We start from the raw sequence: 23,182 nt of genomic DNA, 5'->3' as shown, positions 1-23,182 counted from the left end.
CCATCAAGCCAGCGTCCAATGCCCTAACCACGAAGTCATTTTTTCCGCCATCATTGCCGCGCCTTCTCCCGCGTTCATCGTCAGGTGGTTCCCCGGAATTACCTGCACCTCGAAGCGGCCCAACACCCAGGGATGCCAGAACTTGCTTTGATTTTCAGGAAAATCTGCAATCACCTCACGGTGAGAGAAAAACAGCACATCACTCATCAACGCATGCGGGTGGTAACGCTGCATCATCACGTTATGCCGTTGCCAGGTGCTCAAGTAACGAGGTAAGAACGCCGAGGAAAAGAGCGTTTCGGCCGCAGTTCCTTTGGTGATCTCAGATAAATAATGGATTTTATCCGCCATTTGGGTCATCGCCTTCCAGGCATCCCAATCAATGTCCAGTGACACCAGGCCAAATGAAAGCAGGTAGTCCAAAATCTGTTCATCCGTCATGGCCGCAGGCAGATTTCCCTGTCCTGGGGAATCAATCATCACTACCGGCAGAGACACATGTTTTCCCTCTTGGTACTGCCGCGCCATTTCAAACGCGATAATACCGCCGAACGAAGAACCGGCCAGGCAACATTCGCCTCGCTCAAGATGCGGCTCCAGCAAAGCCAGATACTCTCCCGCCAATTGTTCGATGCTCTCGAAGGCGCCCGAGCCATTCAGCAGAGGTGAACGTATGGCATAAATCGTTCTGCTGCTTCCCAAGCATTGAGCCAACTCCCGGTAGAAATAGATGTCGCCGCCGATGGGGTGGATCAACACAAGTGGCATCATCCCCTCATCCTCACCGTCGCGCAGCTTCACCAAACCGCTTTCACCCTGGGGCTTCGCTGTCGCATGAGCCTCCAGCGATTGCGCTATTTGCACGACGCTCGGCTGTTCCATGGCCATAAGCTCAAGACGTATACCGGTCATTTTTTGCAGGCGGCCAATCAGTTGCAATGCGCTCAGCGAGTCGCCGCCCAGTTCGAAGAACCCGCGCTGTGGATCGACCGACTCACACCCCAGAACCTCGTTGAACAACATTGCCACCCGTTGTTGCATATCCCCTTGGTGCACGGCTGCCTCCGCCGGAACCGGGGCCGGCCGCGAATGAGCGGGTGAATTCATCACACCGAACCAATGCCGCTGAGGCGCGAAAGGATATGCCGGTAGACGCAAAGACGCTTGCCCCGTACACCGCCAGAAACGCTCCTGGTTGATTTCCACACCTGACATATGCAGCACGCCAACGGAACGCCACAGCATCTGCGCAGCCTGCCGCTCATCCGTAGCGTTGCGCGGTGAAGAAACGACAACGGCCGCATTCCCCAATGCCGGATGGCGCGACGCCAGCGTACTCAGAATTTGACGCGGCCCTACTTCCAGCAATACCCAGTTGTCATCGGCACGGCGTTCAAGCAAGGTACGCAGGCCGGCGTCATATTGCACCGTATGCCGCAGGTGCTGCACCCAATATTCGGGCTGACAAACCTGTTCCGCCGTTGCCCACTGGCCGGTCAAATTGGAGATAAACGGTAACTGCGGCTCGTTGAAGGCAATTTCTTGCAGCGCGGCCTTAAACTCTGCCAACACAGGCTCCAATAAACGCGAATGGAACGCGTGCGAAACCTTAACCGGATGGCAAGATACCCCTTGGGCGATCAAGCTCGCCTGCAAAGAGGCGATTGCCGACGCCGCGCCGGAAATGACACAGCTTCCCGAATCATTAACGACGGCGATATCGACGCCCAACGCGGCAGCCTGTTCGCTTACGCCCTCCGCCGACTGTTTGATAGCCAGCATCGCCCCCGGTGCGGTGTGCGCCAATAGCGCACCGCGTTTGAGCATCAACTTGAGCGCATCCTCCAGTGAAAATACGCCGGCGATACATGCGGCAACATATTCGCCCAGGCTATGACCAATCATCACCGTCGGCTCAACACCGAGGAAGCGATACCACTGCGCCAACGCATATTCATACACAAACAGCGCCACTTGAGTGATTGCGGTGTGGTGTACGCTCTCCCCGTTCGCCAATACGTCTTCCCGCGTTATTTCACCGCCCATCATCGGCTCGAGCAATGCGAGGCAACGATCGACCTCCACTCGGAATTGCGGTTCGGCGTCATATAACGCCTGTGTCATGCCGACGAATTGTGCGCCCTGGCCCGGGAACATAAAGGCCACCTGCGCCTCGAACGCAGGTCGGGCCATCGTTTCGCCCTTCTCGCGCAACCGCGCGACGACCGCTTCCCGTGAATCTCCGGATACCCACCGTTGGCATGCATAGCGGTGTCGCTGCGCCATCAGGGCATAGCCAACCGCCTCCATCGAATGCTCAGGATGCGTTGCCAAATGATCGGCCAAAGCCTCACTCATCCGTTCGAGAGCTGCGTCATCCGCCGCAGAAACGCAAAGCATATTGCGCTGAGCGGACTGAGGTGCGGTTGTCGGCGTGTTCGGCGCCTGCTGAAGGATAACGTGCGCGTTGGTGCCGCCAATGCCGAAAGCGCTGACGCCGGCGGTGCGGAGCCCTGTGGCGCTTTCCCAGTTGCGGGTTTCAACATTCACATAAAACGGCCCTTCAGCCAGTTTTAATGCCGGATTCTCACGCTGCATATGTAGCGTGGGAACTAACGTGCGATGCTGCAGGCACAACGCCGTTTTAATCAAGCCGGCGATGCCTGCCGCGACATCCAAATGCCCCAGGTTACTTTTCACCGAGCCGATTGCGCAGGCGTGTTCCGCCTGTTGTCCGGCGAAGGCCGCTTTCAACCCGGCAATTTCAATAGGGTCGCCCAATGGCGTGCCGGTGCCGTGCGCTTCGACATAGGAAATGTCCGCCGGCGTGACATCGGCATCGGCCAATGCCTTGGCAATCACCGCCTGTTGACGGCTCTCGCTTGGCGCAGTGAATCCCATTTTATCCCGCCCGTCATTATTTACGGCCGACCCTTTCACAACGGCATACACAGCATCACCGTCCGCCAGCGCTTGCGCCAAAGGTTTCAGCACGACAACACCTACCCCTTGTCCTTCAATGGTTCCCGCCGCTTGCGCATCAAACGGACGGCAGTGACCATCAGGTGAGAAGATCATCCCTGGCTGGTACAGGTAACCACCGCGCGCTAATTGACCAATGGAGATGCCGCCTGCCAATGCGACCTGACAGTCGCCCGCCTGCAAGGCGCGACAAGCCTGATGAACAGCGACCAGCGAGGATGAACAAGCCGTTTGGATCGTCATCGCCGGCCCGGTCAAATTCAACTTGTACGCCGTTTTTGTCGCCAGGAAGTGGGATTGGTTATGAATCATCAACTGGTAATGATCGATCAAATCAGCCTGAGGCATGTTCGGTAGAACAACGTCTCTTTCGTAGTTGCTGTTGCCGATGGCCGCATAGACGCCGATATCACCGGCAAAGCGCTGCGGATCGCAGTTCGCATCTTCCAAAGCATGCCAGGCGCATTCCAGGAAAATTCGCTGCTGCGGATCCATCAGACGCGCTTCCTGAGCCGTACAGCCGAAGAAATCGGCGTCAAAGCGATCGATATCGTCGAGCATCCCCTGGGCGCGAACATAATGCGGATGATCCAGCAGTGCGGAGTCAACCGATGCCGCCAGCGCCTCGCGCGAGTAATGCGTAATAAACGCCTCGCCATCGCATAACCGTTGCCAGAATGCCGCCAGCGTTTGCGCGCCTGGGAAACGGCCCGCCATCCCCACAATGGCGATATCGTCCCGGGCATTGATCGGTCCAGTCGTCGGTGCCGGCGCCGCTTCATGTTGGCGACCTTCGATATGCGCGGCAATGCGGGCAATGGTCGGCAGACGGAAGAGATCTATCAGACCGATTTTTTGCTGAACCTGGTCGGGTAACATGCCATAGAGCCGGGTCAACATGATGGAGTTCCCACCCAGTTCAAAGAACGAGGTATTGACGCCCACCGCCTCGCAACCGAGCAATTCTTGCCAGATAACCTGCAACTGCTTCACCAGCGGCGTAGCGATTTCGCTCTGCGCCGCTGGTGATGCCTCACCGGCGTCAACCGACGGCAACGCACGCACATCCAGTTTGCCGTTAGCGTTTAGCGGCAAGGCAGACAACGCAATCCAATAGGCAGGCACCATATAATCCGGCAGTTGTCGACCGACGTGTTCATTCAACTGCCCGGCGTTAATTTCGCCCTGCGCCACATAATAGGCAACCAACGCCTGACCGACGTTCCCATCCCCCGCCACTTGGCATATTTGCACGGTAACCTGCAAGATCGACTCGTGCTGCAATATAACCTGCTCAATCTCGCCCTTCTCAATACGATGGCCGTGCAACTTGACTTGCTGATCCTGCCGCCCAAGGAATGCTATTTCACGATTTGGCAAAATGCGCGCGCGATCGCCGCTGCGATACCATATCCCCTCAGCAAACGACAGTGAGACAAAGCGTGAGGCGGTCAGCTCAGGCTGGTTGTGATAACCCTCGGCCACGCCGCTGCCCCCGATATAGAGCTCGCCGATGGCCCCGACAGGCAAAGGTCTGCCGGCCGGGTCCAACACCAGACAACGTTCTCCCGGCAAAGGGCGGCCTATCGTTAAAACGCGATCCGTCGCGGCACGCCGATAATGTTTACCGGTTGACCAAATGCAGGTTTCCGTCGGACCGTAGGCATTGACGAGCCCCGTGAAAACAGCCAGGGCCTTCTGCGCCAAATGCGGCTCAAGCTTTTCACCGCCGACCAGAAGTAAACATTCCTCGTCCCCCTGCAATACCGGTAGGACAATTTCCAGCATGCTGGGCGTTGACTGGATGAAATCGAACTTACGGCAATCCAGCCCAGTGACATGGTGAGTTCCCAAGGTAACGCAGCCGCCGCTCAATAACGGCAAACCGTATTCAAGACCGAAAATGTCGAAAACGGGGTTGGTCATGCTGTACGTTTTCAGCGCTTCCCTGCCCTGGAAGTACTGCTGCCAGAAACCTCGCAATGTGGCGAGCAGCGCCCCATGCCCCACGCTAACCCCTTTGGGTTTACCCGTCGTGCCGGACGTGTAAAGTATGTAGGCGGTCTTCTCCGCCGCAGGTGTGAACGTCGGCATCGTGGCCTGTTTGCGCCACAGCGCTTCTCCCGCGGTGCCGAACAAGGGAATAGACGGAATACCGTACTCGGCCCCTTCATCCCCAGACATCGTCAATACGGCGATAGCCTGGCTGTCACGCAGAATGAAATCGATACGCTCCTGCGGATAGTCTTTGTCCAGCGGCACATAAGCTGCGCCCAGTCGTCCTATCGCCAACAAGGCCATGACCGTCAAGACTTTGCTGTGCAGTCGCAAGGCAATAGGCGCGTGCGGCGTCTTCTCAAGGCGGCCGGCGATGAGATTGGCGAGTTGCGTCACTTCTGCGTCAAGCTGGGCGTAGCTCCAGCTGCGCTCGCCGTCACTCAGCGCCGAAGCGTCTGACCGGCTGCATGCATAGTGCGCCAACACCTGCGATAAGGTAGCGGCATTCCCCGGCGCAGGAAGCATCAAAGGTTGCTCCGGCTCACAATAAACCGGAGCTATCGCCACCGTCTCCGTACTCGCGTCTTTCGCCATGTGGCCGACGATGTCCTTTAACAGTGCCATCGCTTGCCGCATCATCGCCGCATCAAAGTACTCTGCCGCATATTCCAGCTTAATCAGCAGAACGTCCGGCTCCTCCTCCACGCTGACGACCAATGGATAATCCCTCTGCTCATTGCGACCGACGAATTGATGACGCAGTTCGCGGTGGCGGTCTTCATCAGGCTGCGGGTAATTTTCATAAATGAACAACGAGTCAAACAGGCGCTGGCCCGCAGGCTGCAGATGAGCCAGATCGACCAGGCATCGGGTATTGGCTTCATTAATATCTTGCTGCAACCGATGTGCCTGCTGAATCAGAGGCACATCGCTTTGATGCTCCACCTTCAACGGTAGCGTATTGAGGAACATGCCCAGCGTGTTTTCGATACCATTCAACGGCAGCATCCTTCCCGCCACCACGGTGCCCACCACGGTCACGGCAGCACCGGAGTAGAGTGCGAGCACCTTGTGCCAGGCGTATTGCAGCAAGGCGTTCAGGGTCATGCCTTGGCGCTGGGCAGCTTCGAGCGCGCACCGGCGCTCTTCGGCGCTCAGTTCACAGCGGCAAATCCCTGCAGCAGAGACGCTCTTAATGGCTGCTAACGCCGATGACTCCGCATCCGGACGGCGCCATCCGCTCAGATCCGGCGAGGTGTCGACCGATCTCAGGTAGTCGCGCCAGAAATCCGTGTCCCTATCGCGATGCCGTTGAATGTAGCGCTGCACTGAAGCAAAGAGATCCGGTCTGTCCGCCGGCTCACGTCCGTGAGAAAACGCCAGGTAAGCGTCATGCAGCGCCCCCACCAGCAGCGGACTGCTCCAACCATCGAGGATGGCGTGATGTACACAGAACAGGCAAGCGAAGTGATCATCCGCCAGTTTGACCAGGCAGACACGGTACAGTCCGCTTTGTTGGAGATCGAAGCTGGCCTGCTGCTCACTTTCCTGCAGCCTGTGCAAGGCGTGTTCCCGCTCTTCAGGCGACAGATGGCTGATGTCATGGACGTGCCAAGGGAAGCGCCCTTCATGATCCACGACCTGCACGATTTCACCGCGCCAATCGAACCGCAACCGCAGGCAGGAGAACTGCTGTTGCACCCATTGCCACGCCCGCTTGAACGTCTCGGGCTCGATCGCACAGTGATAATCCCAGCGCGTAGCCACGCGATACACCCGATCGGCGTCGCCAAAGGCCAGCGAATGGTGCAACATCCCTTGCTGCAGACTATTGGCCATGAAGACCGCATCAACCGCCTGCGCATGTTGCAGCCGATCCAGATGGGGTTGCGGGAGGGCGAAATCGACATCCGATTCGGTTAACCAACGCCAGGATGGCCAATTCATTGATACCAGGCCATCTTCCAACTCTCGAATAAGCCGCTGCGTCAACCAGGCCGCGTCATGCTCCCGCAGCCGGCTTTCGACCCGCAATTCAAGACGATCGCCAACGTTCAACACGACGATATCGATCAGATGCGTCCCTTCCTGGGAGGCATGGCGATGCAGCCCCACAAAGTGGTGATCCAGCGCCCAGTCTCCCGCCGCCTCCATCTTGCCCAGGTAGTTGATGCTGATGCCGTCCTCTTTCACCACGGGCAAACCACACAGGACACCGAAGTTTTCCGCCCGCTGCGACCAACGTCTCAGATTATTTTTCACCGCGAGCAAATGCTCCCTGGCATCGCGTTGATAGCTAAAACGCACGGGATAACGACTGGTGAACCAGCCCATCGTCCTGGAGATATCCAGCGTTCGCTCATCCGCTTGCCGACCGTGCCCCTCAAACCATAGGCTAAAGGCGGTTTGTCCGGTCAAATCATACAAAACGCGGCCAACCGCCCAGGCCACCATGTCCTGCGGCTGCATGCCGAACATGGCGAGGTGCTGCATCAAGCGACAGGATGGCCCTTCCCCCCACGCAAGGGCATGACGCGTCGTCGCGGTTCCGCCCAGCGCTTGCAACGCATGAACTTCGCTGCCCGGCAATTGCCCCAGCCACTCTTCACGTTCATGAGAGGTAATTTGCGCACGTTGCCGCAGATGGTTCACCCATTGGCGATAGCTGCTGGCCTTCTCCGGCAGCGTTTCCTCTTGGCTCAGGCGTCGTAAATCGTCGACGATCACCTGCAGACTGACCGCATCGACAATCAGGTGATGGCAAGCGACGAACACCCTGGCCTTGCCGTCCGCGTACCCTTCAAGAACGGCGAACGCGGCCAAAGGCCCGCTCTGCAGATCGAACGCCTGCTGCCAGTCGGCAAAACGCTGCAACAGCGCGGCGTCAAAATCCGGGTGGTCTTCCGGCAGCGACAATGCGCGAATGTCCAAAGCGTGGCATGGCGGCAGCGCAGCCTGCGGCTGGTAGCATTGGCGCCATTCTCCCTGGGTATCTTTTTCGAAGCGCAGATTGAACGCGTCGTGCTGCGCCACGAGGCGCGGCAACAGGCATTGCAGACGGGCCATTGTCATGCCAGGCGCCACCAACAGCCCGTACTGGTTCCACTGCTGCGGATGCGGCAGATCATGTGCCAGGAACCATTGCTGGATGGGCAGCAGCGGAACTGCGCCGCTCAAGGCCCCTGTTTCGCGCTGCACGGTCTGGATGCCGCCAACGGTTTGATGGCCGAGCAGAGTGTCGTAGAACGATGCGATGGTGCGATACGTCAGCAACTCTTTCAGCGTGACATCCAGCTGCAATTCGCGCCTTAACCGCCCCGCCATTTGGATACTGGCGATACTGTCGATGCCCAACTGGAACAAATCCGCCTGGGTACTGAGTTCATCCGCCGGCACGTGCAGGATCTCGCCCCACAGCCGACACAGTTGATGTTCACGGTCGTCACGCGGCGGGCAATAAGTCGCCTGCTCTTCGGCTGCGGGTAGCGGCAAGGCGTTGCGATCCAGTTTGCCATTCGCCGTCAGCGGCAAGGCATCCAAAGCGATAAGATGCGCCGGTACCATATACTCCGGCAATTGTTCAGCCAGTCGCGAACGGAGCATTTTCTCGTCAGCGTTCGCTTCGCCGACGTAATAAGCCACCAGCATCGGTGCCGGCTGCGCCATCACCAGTGCCACGGCCTGGTGGATCCCGCCGCATTGCAGAAGCCGGCTTTCAATCTCCCCGAGCTCAATGCGATGCCCGCGCAGCTTGACCTGGAAGTCGTTGCGCCCCAGGAATTCGACATAACCTGCCGCATGCCAGCGCCCTAAATCGCCCGTCTTGTAGAGGCGTCCGTGACGAGGGTGCGAAATGAAACGCTCCGCCGTGAGCTGTGGATTTCGCCAATAATTTAATGCCACCCCCATCCCGCCAAGATAGAGCTCACCGGTCACGCCAACCGGACACATCTGTCCCTGCGGATCCAAAACATAAAGCGCCTGATGAGGCATCGCAGTGCCATAAGGGATGGAGCGCCAGGCCGGATCGATCGCCTCTATTGGGTACCAAACGGACCAAATGCTGCCCTCAGTCGCCCCGCCCAGGCTGATGCAGTCAGCGTGCGGCCAAAGTGTGCGCAACGTCTCCGGCAGATTCAGCGGGATCCAATCACCGCTCATTAAAAATGCGCGCAGCCTTGGCAGTGAGCATCCCTGCCGTGCCACGGCATCGGCCAGCAGCCCGGCAAGCTGTGGAACGCTGTTCCAGACGGTGACTTCACGCTCAGCAAGCAGCGGCAACCACCGCTCCGGATCTTTTACGCTCTCTTGAGCCGGTAAGACGATCTCCGCACCGACGCTAAGCGCGCCGAAGATGTCATAGACGGAGAGATCGAAGCTCAATTCAGACAGCGCGAACAGGGCATCTTCAGCGGTCAGCGAGAGGCGTCGATTTACCGCTTGCAGCGTATTCACTGCGCCACGGTGATCGATGGTGACCCCTTTTGGCCGCCCGGTGGAACCGGAAGTGAAAATGACATAGGCCACATCGGCGGCGCTGACGTGCGGCAAGCCGAAACACGGTGGCAAAGCGGTCGCCTCATCCAGCATATCCTCGATGACCAGCAGTTGATAACCCGCTTCGCTCAGTGTCCGGATATCCACACGCGCCGACTGTGCCCGGGTCAGCCAAAGCTGTTCTACACCGGCCTGTTGTAAAATATCGGCGATGCGCCCCGCCGGCCACTCCACATGCAACGGTAGATAGCCCTTGCCGGCCTTCATGATCGCCAGACAGGCACAGACCTGGGCGTAGCTTTTTTCCGCCAATACGGCAATCAGCGGCGCAGATGAGCCCATCCCCTGCTGCGCCAACGCATCGCTGTCTTGTTTCAATTGGCCATAGGTCATGCCGATCGCCGCTTCCCCGTCATACACCGCGATCGTTTCTCGATGCCGTGCTTGCGTCGCCAACAGATCGAACGCGCTGAACAGGGTTTCTTCACTGAGAGGCTGAGTGACGGCATTTGCCCGCTGCATCATTTCTCTTTGCGCTTCAGGCAAATAGTTTTCGCATCCCACCGGCGTTTCCCAAGGCTGCTGCGCTAATAGCGAGATCAGACGGCAATAGGCGCGATTCAGATGCGCAATGGTTTCTTCATCAAACAGCTGTTCGACATAAAGCCACTTGCTCATAAAGCGGCCATCGACTTCAATAGCCTGCAGGTCGATCCAAGCCTGAGAGGTTTGCGCACACCAATATCGCTGCTCGCGCGCCTCGCTGTCTTCCAGATACGCCTGTTTATCCCAATCGCCGGTTTGTTGCCCTACGACGCCAGTGAAGACCAACGGCGACACCGCCGAATGGCGATCCAGGCCGTGCAGTTTCACCAGATCGCGCTGCACATCCAACCCGCTGTACAACGCATGCTGAATGTCGTCCCACATGCGCTTATGCGTCGTCTCGATGGTGGTGAACAGATCCTCGCCGGCATCGCGAAAGTGGAACAGGTTGGTCGAGGTAAAATCACCCAAAATGTCGTTTACGTCCTCGCAAACCGCGTAGCGGTTGAACAGCGTCATGGTAATGAGAAACTCGCTGTTGCCGGAATATCGCGCGATGAGGTAGCCATAGAGGCTCAGCAATACCGACGAGTATGAGACCTGATAATGCTGCGCTTGCCGTTTGAAATCCTGCCAAATTTGTTTGTCTATATATAGCGTATGCTCTGCAAAGTGCGGGTGTTCAACCGTGGCCGACGGTACCTTGAGCGGTAAGTTTGGCCGCAGCGGCATATCGGCCAGCTTGTCCTGCCAATAAGCGCAATCTCGTTGATACCAACGGGAGGCCTTCAGATGGGCCAGATGCTCCTGGTAGTCTTTGAAGTTCACGGTTGCCAGCGGCGGCAAGACATTCCCCCGATACAGCGCATTAAGCAGTTGATACAGCGCCAGACGGCTTTGCACATCCAGCAAAATCAGATCGAGACTGATATGCAGCACGTCGCGCTCGCGCAGCCGGCTGATTTCAAAAGTGAACAACGGGAAACGGTCGACCTGATAGACCTGATGGGACAGGCGCTTGCGCACGCGCGCCAGCGCGGTAGCCTCATCGTCGAGGCGCAGGTCATTCACCGCCAAGGCATAATGGCCGGCCTGCGACACCGAAATGAAGCGCTGAGTCATGCTTTCCGCGTCATACACGGTGCGCAGCACCGGACAGAGGGCGATCAATCGGTTAATCGCCAGCTCCAGACGTTCGTCATCAAGGCGCGGATACACGAACTCGTTGTAGATGTGGTTGGCGACGTTGCCGATCTCATAGTTTTCAAAGCGCCCAACCAGATAGGCTTTCTGAATCTCGGTCATGGCAAAGCAGTCGCCGTTTTCGGCACCGCCCTGCAGAGGTAAATGCTGTAAGTCGCGTTCATCCGCAACATTGATGAAATCGCCAAGGCCGTATTGGGTTCTTCCCTGCCGTTCACAGCACGCTATCAGCGTGTCTATAGCCGCCTCCCAGGCCTCCAGCAACTGTTGATTTTGCTCACCGGACAGACCGCTGACGACTTCGAGCTGCAACCGACCTTGCTCTATGTAGCTAAAGAGCGTAATACCGAAAGGCAAGCCGTTGTCAGGATGGCGCGTCTCACCGACCGGCGACATGACCAGCGCCCAATCCTTTTCATCCGGCGAAGTCAGCTGTCCCAGGTAGTTGAAACAAACATTGGGCAGCGGCAACCCTAGCTCACGGGCAAACGCGCCAAATCCTACGCCCTGATGAGGCACGCCGCGCAGTTGCGCTTTGGCCGCCTGCAAACGCATTGCCGGATCGGGAGAGGATGAGAGCGCACAGGGATAAAGTGACGTGAACCACCCGACGCAACGATGAACGTCCAGAGTGGCATCAATCTCTTCGCGTCCGTGCCCTTCAACGGTGACATGGGTCAGCTCTCCGTTAAACCAGTGAGCGAGCATGCCGTCTGCACACGCCAGCAAACATTCGTCGACTTTCGCATTGAAGGCACGTAAACCCTCGGTTTGCAGCGCCTGCGTCACTTTTATTGATAACGCGAGGCGGCTGCATGCCATCGTAGCGCCGCGCGCAGCCGGCAACGCAACGGGGCGGTAGTCCGCCATCCTGGCCCGCCAGTAAGACGCCTCTTCCGCGTGATTGGCACAATATTGCTCGAAGTGCTCAGTCCACTGACGATAACTCGTTCCCTTATCTCCAAGGCTTTCACCGTGGTAGGCGTTCGCCAGATCGCGGGCCAGAATGCCCCAGCTGACGCTATCGAGCACCAAATGGTGGCAAGCGCAGAAAATACGGGCTCGCCCCTCGTCGAACCCCGTGACATAACCAAAACGATAAAGCGGCCCGTCGGCCAGATCGATATCGCTTTGCCATTCGGTCAGCACGGCGGACAGGGCCTCTTGCCATTGCGGTGCCGAGCGTTCGACATGATGACACCGCAGTTCGATGGCGTCCGTCATCGGTTGATAGCCTTGGCGCCAATGCGACGAATCCTCAGACGTAAACGTCAGGCGTAGCGCATCGTGATGTTGAATCAATGCGTGCAGCGCTTCGCGCAGGCGTTCGACGTCCAGCGCCGGCACATCCAGCAGAAACGCCTGGTTCCAATAACTCGGATAAGGGAATGCGCAGTCAAAGAACCAGCGTTGGACAGGCAGCAGCGGCAGCTCGCCAACCAATACGCCCTGCTCCCGTTTGCCTTCAATCATCACCTGCTGCTGATGCTGAGCGAGACGTAAATGGAGTGCATGCACGGTTTTGCTGGCGAACACGTCTTTCACCCGGATCGATACGCCCATCGCCTGGCGCAATTTGCTCACCAGCTTGATCGCCATGATGCTGTCCAGCCCCAACTGATACAGGTTAGCCTCACAGCTGAAATGCGCTTCATCGATCCCCATCATTTCCGCAACAATGGCGGCGATCTGCGCTTCCCTCTCCGACTGCGGTGCGACACGTTCCTGTACGACCGGCAGAGACGGTTCAGGAAGCGCACGCCGATCCAGTTTGCCATTCACCGTGACGGGCCATTCTTTCAACCAGATAAAGGTCTCCGGCACCATGTACTCGGGCAAGGCGGCGGCAAGAAAGTGTTGTAGCGTCGCCTCCGGCAACGGTGCCTGCGCCGTGTAATAGGCCACGAGGCGGGGATGGGGCTGTTGATAAACCAGCGCTACCGCCTGGCGCACCAAGTCAAACGCTTCGAGACGCTGGGCGATTTCACCCAACTCAATGCGATATCCGCGTATTTTCACCTGAAAATCATTGCGGCCAACATAAACGATTTGCCCATCATTCCGCTGATACACCAAATCACCGGTTTTATACAAACAGGCATAGTCATCCGCCCGCTCATCCCATTCGGTGCAATACGGATTGACGATGAATTTCTCCGCCGTCAGCGCCGCTTTATTCAGATAGCCGCGCGCCAGTCCGACGCCGGAAAGGTAGAGTTCACCCACCGCACCGGGCGGCAAAAGCCGCTGCCCTTTGTCCAGGACCAACACTTTCATGTTATCAATCGGCCGCCCGATCAGGACGTTATCTATATCCGGATCGTTACAGTCGAAATACAGCACATCGATGGAGGCTTCGGTTGGCCCATAAAGATTGTGCAGGGCGATATGAGGCAAACACTGCTTAATCCCTTTGACCTGGGTCAGTTTGAGCTCTTCACCGCTGCAGAACACGTAGCGCAAGCTCGGCAAGCTGACGTTTCGATCGCGTTGAATGCCCTGTAATGTCTCGGTAAAAGCCGCCAGCATGGATGGCACAAAATGCAGTACGGTGATGGTTTCGCGCTCGATCAGCTCAATCAGATAATCCGCGTCCTTGTGGCCATCCGGATCGGCAAAAACGATGTTGGCGCCGTAAAGAGAGGCCCAAATCAGTTCCCATACGGAGACGTCAAAAATGTACGGCGTTTTTTGTAACACCCGATCGGCTGCCGTCAGCGGATAGGATTTATTCATCCATTGGATACGGTTGATCAAACCGCGGTGCGTGCACATCACGCCCTTGGGCTGCCCTGTGGTCCCGGAGGTATAGATGACATAGGCCAGATCGTTCGGTGATATCTGACGCGCCATGTTTTCATCGCTCAACAACTCAAGCTCGTGGCGCAGCGATTCATCATCCAACACCACCAGCCGCCGCCCTGGCGCCGCCACCCGGTGTCGGTAGGCCTGATGGCAGATAATTACGTCGGCCCGGCTATCCTGTAGAATGTAATCGAGACGATCGTCGGGGAATGCCGGGTCGACAGGCAAATAGGCGGCCCCCAATTTCAGGATCGCCCAAATACCGACCAACAGCTCGACGCTGCGATCCAGACACAGCGCAACGCAGGCGCCATGCCCCACCCCACGTGACGATAAGGCGGCCGCCAACTGATTGGCTTGTAGATTCAACTGGCGATACGTCAATTGCCGATGCCGATCCGCACAGGCGATATTGTCCGGCGTCAGCGCTACCTGCGCTTCCAATAAAGACGCGATATGCTCATCTTCTGAATAATCGCAGCGCGTGTCATTCCATTCAGACAGCACCTGCCGACGCTGGGCTGGCGTGATTAAATCGATTTGTTCAAGCGGCGTCTCCCAGGATTGCCGATCAAACTGGCCCAGCGCATAAACTAACGCCTCGAGAATATTGCGAACGTAGTCCTCTTCGTAACGATTCTCCGCCGCGGTTAACGTGAAATCGATTTGACCGTCTCGTTGAGCGGCAAATAAGGACATGCCAAACTTTTCCGCCAGATCGGGATAAGACTCCAGACGATATTCCACGCCGGGGACGGCGATATCGCCGTTTTCAAAGTTATGGAAGGTAAATAGCAGCTGAACCAGTTCATTGATGCGCACCGCGCCACCGTCGATCTCCGGCGCCAAGTGCCCAATGTTCACCCACGGATGTTCCTGCAACTGCAAAATATCGTGCTGAATGCTTTTGACATTGCTCAACACGCTTTGGTCTGCGCGCAATGCGGCGATAACCGGCAGGGTGCTGATAAACGGCCCAATGGCGCGGCTGAACGCCTCGGGGCGATTCATCACTGTCAGTCCAATAGGGAAATCGCTGTCCTGGCCGCTAAAGGTCCGTAATACATGGGCGAACGTCGTAAACAACAGAGAATAGAGCGTCAGTCCCCGTTCGCCGCATGCCTGCGTCAAACGCTCGACAACCTCCGACGTCAATCCTGCCTGCACGGCAAAGGCACGATTCTCCACGCCAGAGAGATGGCGCTGTCGCAATGCCGGCGGTTCCGCCTGATTCAAACGGGCGGCCAACGATGTTCTGAACGCCTGAACATCATCTTGCCGCACCCGCCACTGTTGATATGCGGAGTAATCCAGGTACCCCGCTTCAGGCTGCGCAGATACAGACGGTGTGGCGTACGCACTCAACAGTTGATGAGCAAAATGCTGGACGGAAGGGGCATCAGACAGCATATGATGGTGAACGCACGCCAAAACGGCCTCTTGCGTCTCAGCCCGCACCAGCAGCACAAAGCGCGCAAACTGCCCTTCCGGCATAGGGAAGGTTTGTTGTGCCAACGCCCGTTTCTTACTTTCCAGCTCGGACCAGGAAATCCTTTCTACTTCCAGTGCAAACTGCTCAGGCGCCAGAAAAACGCGCTTCATATCGCTATCAATCGACTGACGCAACAGGGGCTGATGCCGTAAAAAGGTTTGCAGCGCGTTTCGCAACCGCGCGATATCCACCTGCGGCAATCCAATGAACAACGGTACCGTATAGGTATACGGCAAGCCGTCGATGTCGCTTTGCAGATACATGCCTTGCTGAATTGAGTCCAGCGCAAGTGGCCAGCTACTTGGCGGTAGCCTCAGAAAAGACGTTTCCTTCGCGAATTGTTCGCTGGTCACGCCATTGTCCTGTAACAGCGCCAACAATTCGTCTTTGCGTGCCGCCACTTCAGCCTTCAGATCGGCATCAAAGCCGATATCCTTGTCGACAGAAAAACCCAACCGATCGTCCGCTTTAGCCCACAATAAAATGTTATTTTTTTTCAGGTTGTTCAATAAATCCGTCAACATCATTACAGCGCCCCTTCTTCTCTGCCGTTGCCACAAGGTTGCCCGGCGACCCACGCCGCCATTTCCTGAATCGTATTGTTGTTGTAGAGGTCTTCCAGACGCATCTCGGTTCCCGTCGCGAGGTTGATCTTGCGTACCAGTCGCATAGCCAGAAGCGAATTCCCCCCTTGAGTGAAGAAGCTTTGGTCACAACCGATTCGCTCTTCACGCTTGTCCAGAAGCTCCGCCCAAAGTCGGCGCATCCGTATCTCATCATCGCTGCGCGGAGCCAGACATTCGCTGTGCTTGACGACTTTCGGCAAGCGTGATGTATCGACCTTACCGTTGTTAGACAAGGGGATTTCCGGGATCAAAGTAACGTGCTGCGGCAACATATAGTCCGGCAAACGACGCGCCAAATGCCGTCTGATCGCCTGGGTCATCGAGACAGTGAGCGCAGGAACGTCAAAGACCGGTTCATCCTCGGCCCGCGCATACCCTATCGCCATGCTGCACAACGTGTCCTCGGCCGGCGTGACGCCAAGAATGCAGCCGCCAATTCGCCGCTGGGCGGCGAGCGCGCCAAATCGCTGCATCATCCAGCCACTGGCCTGATAATGGCACGCGTTCTTAGCGCCATGGGCCTGCAACAACACCTGAGACGACTGCAACACCCCGTACACGTCTGATGATTCGGCCAGCACGGAGGTCTCACCGAGGCAATAGTGTCGCCCTGACGCGCGAGCGACATAGGTTCCCCCCTCGTTTTCCATCACGCTGAAATCGACGCTGACTTGCGGTGGTGAAGTGACGGCGCAAACGCCGAGGTGGATCCGACACGCTAATGCACCCTCGTCAGGTGAAACGGCGTCAGCGGGCTTGACGTAATAAGCGACGCCCAAAGACTGGAGATGCTCAGTCAGCAAGGCCAACATGTGGCCGACTTCTATCTGCGCCAAAGCGAATGCGCGCTCGGCATATAACGCGGTGATGGTTTCCCACCGAACCACCAAGTCCAGATAAGGCCCGGTGTGTTCTCCCGACGCTTCTGCCTGGTACAAATGCTGTTCCAGCGGATGGTAGTAGTAATAACCCGCGGCATATTCTCCCATCGCCGCCGGGAGCCCGAGATACACTTGCACCGCATAGAGGCTGCTGGCCGAAGGATAGCGATATTTTGGCAACGCGCGCTGCGGCGAACGGAAAGCGGCGCATACGGCCAACAGCCCGGCCAAAGACGCAGGCGGCAGCGCGCTTCCCTCTTGCGCCATCTGTTGCGTCAACCACCCCGGCAGCGCTTCGTACAGACTGCTGATGGTTTCGGCGGATAACGCCTCCGCGGTAAACTGGCGAGTGCTCTTGCGGGCACGGTAAACCGCTTCATCCAGCGGATAGGGTATCGCTCGCGAAGGTTGCAGATCTTGACGTAACGCCGGCAGCGAAAGCACGAATGCGTCGCGGTTAGCAAAATAGAGCGGCACCGGCTGTTGCGCCTCGGGAACAACGTAAGCCATGAGGTCACCCTCGCTGAGCCGCACGATCGTCTGCCGGATCCCAGGTAATTGGCTCAAGTTATTCTCGATATCCTCCAGCTCCACGCGATAACCGTTAAGCTTGACCTGGGCATCTCTTCGGCCGAGGAACTCGATATAGCCTTCCGCCGACCAGCGGCCCAGATCGCCGGTTTTGTACAGGCGTCCATAGGTTGGATGATAAATGAAGCGTTCTCGAGTCAGCGTTTCAGCCTGCCAATATCCCTGAGCAACGCCGAGCCCACCGATATGTATTTCTCCGGTTACGCCGAAAGGACAAGCACTCCCCCACTCATCCAGCACCCACATCTGTTGATTCGGCATGGCGACGCCATAAGGAATGCTTTTCCACCTCGCGTCTACCCGATCGATTTCATGCCAAATGGACCAGATGCTGCCCTCCGTCGCGCCCCCCAGGCTCACCATCTTGCTGTCTGGCGATTGGGTTTTCAGGCGATGAGGCAAATTGAGCGGCAACCAATCGCCGCTCAACAGGAACAGCCGTAACCGGGTTAGCGCCTGCGTCGCAGGTTCGACTTCGTCAACCAGCAGGCCCGCTAATTGCGGCACCGAGTTCCAGAGGGTCACGTCATGTCGGCGCAGCGCGGCCACCCAAGCTTGCGGCGCTTTGGTCTCACGCTGGGAAGGGATCACCACACCGCCCCCCACGGCCAACAAGCCAAACAGATCGTAAACGGACAGATCAAAGCTCAGCTCGGACAGCGCCAGTATCCGGTCTTCCCGACCGACCGACCAACGTTGGTTAACAGCCAGGATGGTATTGACCGCCCCCTGGTGATCGATCGCTACCCCTTTCGGTTTACCGGTAGAGCCAGAGGTAAAAATAATGTAGGCCAGATCGTCAGCCCTGACGATCGGCCAGGCAACCTCCGTCGACGCACGTTCCTGCGCCGGCGCCACTATCTCGTCGAACACCAAAATCGTGATATCCGAAGGCAACGCCGACAGCTCATGTGCCAGGTCATGACGCTGCTGAGCAGAGAGCAGCAAGATATCGCACCGGGCTTGCTGCAGAATGTCGCGTATGCGCTCCCATGGCCATTCGATGTGCAACGGCAGATAAGCGCCGCCGCTTCTCATGATCCCAAGGGTTGAGACGGCCTGCGCATACCCTTTCTCCAGCAGAATAGCGGTAATACGTCCCTTTTCGCCCTTGGTATGCCGCAATAGCGCACGCCCCAGCGTGTTGCTGTCCTGTTCCAGCCTGGCGTAGGTAAAGTGGCGTTCGCCTTCGGTTTCGATCACCGCAATGCGCTCGGCCGTTTGCGGCGTTTCCAGACTGGAAAGGAACAACCCGTGCAGCGTTTGCTCCGACACCGTACTTTGCGTGGCATTCCAGCGCATGACCGCTTCCGCATGTTCCGCCGGCAGTTCAGGCTGCGGGAATGACATGGTTTCCCAATCGTGTTCTGCCACCCATCGAATCAGAGAACAATAGCCTTCGTGCATGGCCTTGATGGTTTTCTCATCAAACAATTGTTCGACATAATCCCACTCGGCAACGAACCCTTCATCGTTTTCGTAGGCTTTATGGTCGAGCCACACCTGAGACGTTTGGGAGATTGCGTATTGAACGCCGCGATATCCTTCATTAAGCGGCAATTCAAACATGCTCGCTTTATTGTTCATGCCAAGCACGCTGGTCAGCACCACCGGCGCGATAACCGTATTGGCGGGCAGATTCCGCCGCTGTTTCAACAAACGCTGTACGTCAATGCCGTCAAATAAATTATTATCGACGTCATTAAGCAAGGTGCGGTGGATAGCCGATAGCTGTTCGCTCATCGCAACGCCATTTTGACGTTGGTAATTGAACAGGCTTAAAACGGTAAAATCGCCAATAATTTGCTCGACCTGAGAATGTAACGGCAAACGGTTGAACAGCGTTAAATTAAGGCAAAGGCTCTCTTGACCAGACCAATAACATAACGTTCTGCTGTAGAGCTCAAGGATCAGAGCGGTCGGACTAATATTGAAGCGCTGGCATTTGTCGACGATCTTTTGCCAACTCGACATGGGTATCGTCGCAGACAAACGCCGGAAGCTCGGCTTATCGATCCTGGCGGGATGCGCGGCCAGCGGCAATCCGACCTCCAGCGTATAATCATCGATTTTCTGCAGCCAATATTGCTGCGCCCGCTCAAATAATGCGCTGCCGCGCAGGCGCTCGTACTGCAGCTGATAATCGCGGTAGCTGATATCCAGCGGCGGCAGCGCCAGATTTTCGTCGTGATATAACGCAATCCACTCGCCGAATAATATTTCAAAACTGGTCATGTCAATGATAATGGCATCAAAGCTGACATGCAGAAGGTATTTCCCTTGATACTCGCTCAGGAAAATATCGAACAGCGGATAACAATCCGGTTTGTAAACCTTGTGCGAGTACTCGGCGCGCAAAGCCAATAGCTCGTCTTCATTTCTCAGGGGGTGGTAGCCTATTTTGTAATGCGCTGCCGCACTTAAAAATCGCTGTTCTCCCTCTTCAAATACGGTGCGCAACGCAGGATGGCGTGCAATAAGTTGATTATAGGCACGCTCCAATTTTTCGTGATCAATATGGTCGAAAACAAATTCATTATAAATATGGGTAGAGACCTCGCTGAGATCGAAACTTTTCATTCGTCCCAGATAATAAGATTGCTGAACATTATTCAGCGGGAAAGGATGGTACAGATGGGTCTCATCACATTGTGCAATCTGGTAGTCTTGGTAAAGAAAACTGCCGCGCCCGGCGGCCACCAATGGCGTTAACCTGGCCACATTTTTTCTTTCGAAAATATCTTTAACTTTCAGATCGCACTGAAGCGTACCGTTTATGCGATTTACCAAGCGAATGGCCGACAGGCTGTTGCCTCCCAAAGCAAAAAAGTCGTCGGTAATGCCGATTCGTCCGCTTTCGCTCCCCAATACATCCTGGAATAGCTGGCACAGGCATCGCTGGAACTCGTTTCCCGGCGCTACGTAATGCGCTTTATCTTGCGCTTGTACCTGCGGCAAGGCTTTACGATCCACTTTGCCATTCATATTCAAGGGGATCTCAGGCAGGTACATATAAGCGCTGGGGAGCATGTAGTCCGGAAGCAGCGTCACCAGATAATCCTGCAGTTGCTGGCGTGCCACCGGCGATTTGGCCTGATAATAGGCAACCAGGAACGCCTGTTGTTCTTCCTTGGCCGGCTGTAAATTTACAACAACCTGCTGCATCCCTGGGTAGGTTCGCAAAACCGACTCTATTTCACCCAGTTCGATCCGATGTCCCCGCAATTTTATCTGGTTATCCCATCGGCTGAGGTATTCAAATCTGCCGTCGGGCAAACAACGCACGCGATCGCCCGTCTTGTACATGATGCGACCGAACCAGGCTGACGGCGTGCTGGAACATATGTTCGGCAAAAAGCTTGCTTGCGTCTGACGCGCATTGCCGTAGTAACCGCGCGCAACACCCAACCCCGAAATATACATTTCCCCGATCACGCCGGGAGGAAGTAAACGCCGCCGTTCGTCCAAGATAAAGCACTGGGTATTCGCCAGCGGGCGCCCAATGGTGACGCTATCAACCCCAGGCAACAGTTCATCCGCGGTAGACCAAACCGTCGTTTCGGTTGGCCCATACACATTCCACGCACGCTCGGTGTTTTCTGACAACCAACGCGCCACCGCATGCGGCACCGCTTCCCCACCGCACAATGCCCGAACGGGTAGCGTTGTCTCGGCATATTGCTGCGCGACCTGATGCCAAAAAGAAGGCGTCCCCTGCATCAGGCTCACGGAATGACTCGCGATAAAGTGCGGCAAGTCATTATTCGCCAACAACGTCTTCTGGTCGGTTAATACCACCGTGGCGCCAAACATGAGCGGCATAAATATTTCCAGAGTTGAAATATCAAATGCCAACGTCGTGATCGCCAGAAAACGATCCTGATGCGTCACAGACATGCGTCGAGAAATATCGCTGGCGATATTCACAAAGCTGCGATGTTCTACGGCAACCCCTTTAGGCTTACCTGTCGTTCCCGAGGTGTAAATAATATAGGCCAATGCTGAAGCCTCAGCCTGGGAGGGGAATTCGTTGCAACCGTCGGCCCCAGCGAAAGGAGAAGCGGCATATTCACGCCAATCCAAATAACTCAGCCCTTGCGGCAGGCTGCCAGCTGACTGAGCATGCGCACCGATGATTAACGCCGGCTGGGCATCGGCCAAAATAGAATAGGTCCTCACTACGGGCGCATTTTTGTCGATCGGAATATAGGCGCATCCCAGCTTAAGCACGGCCATCAGGCATACTGCCAACTCCGCCTCACGCGGCATCATCAAGGCAATTTTGTCGCCTGCCGCTACCCCATATTGCCGTTGCAGATAGTCGGCCAGGCGACTGGCCTGTTGCTGCAGCATTCGATAACTGAGCGTTTCATTTTTCGTTATCACTGCAGGGTGATCGTTAAGCGCCCTTGCCTGTTGTTCAAACATCCCGACGATAGTCTGTCTCGGATATTCACATTGCGTGGTATTAATTTTCGCATAATAACGTTGGTAGCTATTTTCAGACACGCCGGTCAACGCATCTATATCCCCTTCATTACGCATGAATGTGGCGAGCGCCGCCATAAACTCATCGATATTTGCGGCTACAACGTCGAAAAAGGGGTTTTCGCCGTAAAATTGCAAACTGAGCGTACAGCGCGTGCTGTTCCATACGATCCTGATCGGGGCCGCTGCCGCGTCGACATCCCCCTCATCCATGATGACATCTACACCAACCACAGATAAAAAACGGCCGTCATGATGGGATTCGTAGAATGGGTTCGCCGGGTCCCCCTGCAGTACCCGCACTAACCAAGGAGAGAGCTCGGCGTATGTTTCCGTTCCGTTGAGTAACCGTAATACTTTGCTGCTGCGTTGCCTATCTTGCAATTGCAGAGCATAAAGCCCAGGCCGCCGTGCGTTGAGCAGAAACTGCAACTGGAAAGCCAACAGCAAAGCCTGTTGCGGCTGCGCAACGCCATCGATGGTCCGTTGAACCACTGCAGCATCGTTAACGGCAGACACTTCATCCCTCAGGTTGAAGCAGCCATAACGCGGTTCATCGTTTTCCAGCGCTCGCTGCTCTTGCTGTACCCTCTGCTGGGCAACCAGCCAATCCGTAACTCGGTTTGGCCCTTCAGGCAGAGCAATATCCAGATCTTTCGCCTCACGGCTGAGCATGACCACGCCATCGATGAACAACTCGCCCAACACCGTCTGCGACAACGCTCGGCGGGCTTCCCGCCACGGCAGCTCACGCTCAGCTAACGCCCTGATATTCCCGTCTTCTTCAGCATGAATCTGGAACAACACATTTTGTCGATCGGCGAAAACGGCTAACCGGACGATGGGGCCTCTCACCGAGGCGCTTTCTTCGAGACAGAGCTCATAGTCGATACGCTGATCGCCAACGTCGGAATAGCAAAAGAGGTTGTGCTGCGAACCTGTCCAGCGCGTTCGCTCAGCGTCGCTCAGACCGATTAAGTAGACAAAGTGGCCGGCATCCAGCAAGTAACGGACAATATGGCTGCGCAACGGTTCTACGGTGTGGTTGACAAGAATGTTCAGAATCTTCATGG

The 23,182-nt window shown here is 56.4% G+C and carries 2 protein-coding genes; both read right to left on the bottom strand.

The window, feature by feature from the left end; all coding sequences use genetic code 11:
* Positions 1-3 precede the first annotated feature (3 nt).
* Complete coding sequence (locus N6G83_RS02795) at positions 4-16,050, bottom strand: non-ribosomal peptide synthetase/type I polyketide synthase (RefSeq protein ID WP_260514624.1); 16,047 nt, start codon at positions 16,048-16,050, stop codon at positions 4-6.
* Entirely contained in the window at positions 16,050-23,180 is a 7,131-nt protein-coding gene (locus tag N6G83_RS02790) for a non-ribosomal peptide synthetase (RefSeq protein WP_260514619.1), read from the bottom strand. The genes N6G83_RS02795 and N6G83_RS02790 overlap by 1 nt, the downstream gene beginning before the upstream one ends.
* Positions 23,181-23,182 lie beyond the last annotated feature (2 nt).

This window comes from Serratia sp. PL7, assembly GCF_945957435.1.
This window is presented reverse-complemented; position numbering and strand designations above follow the sequence as displayed.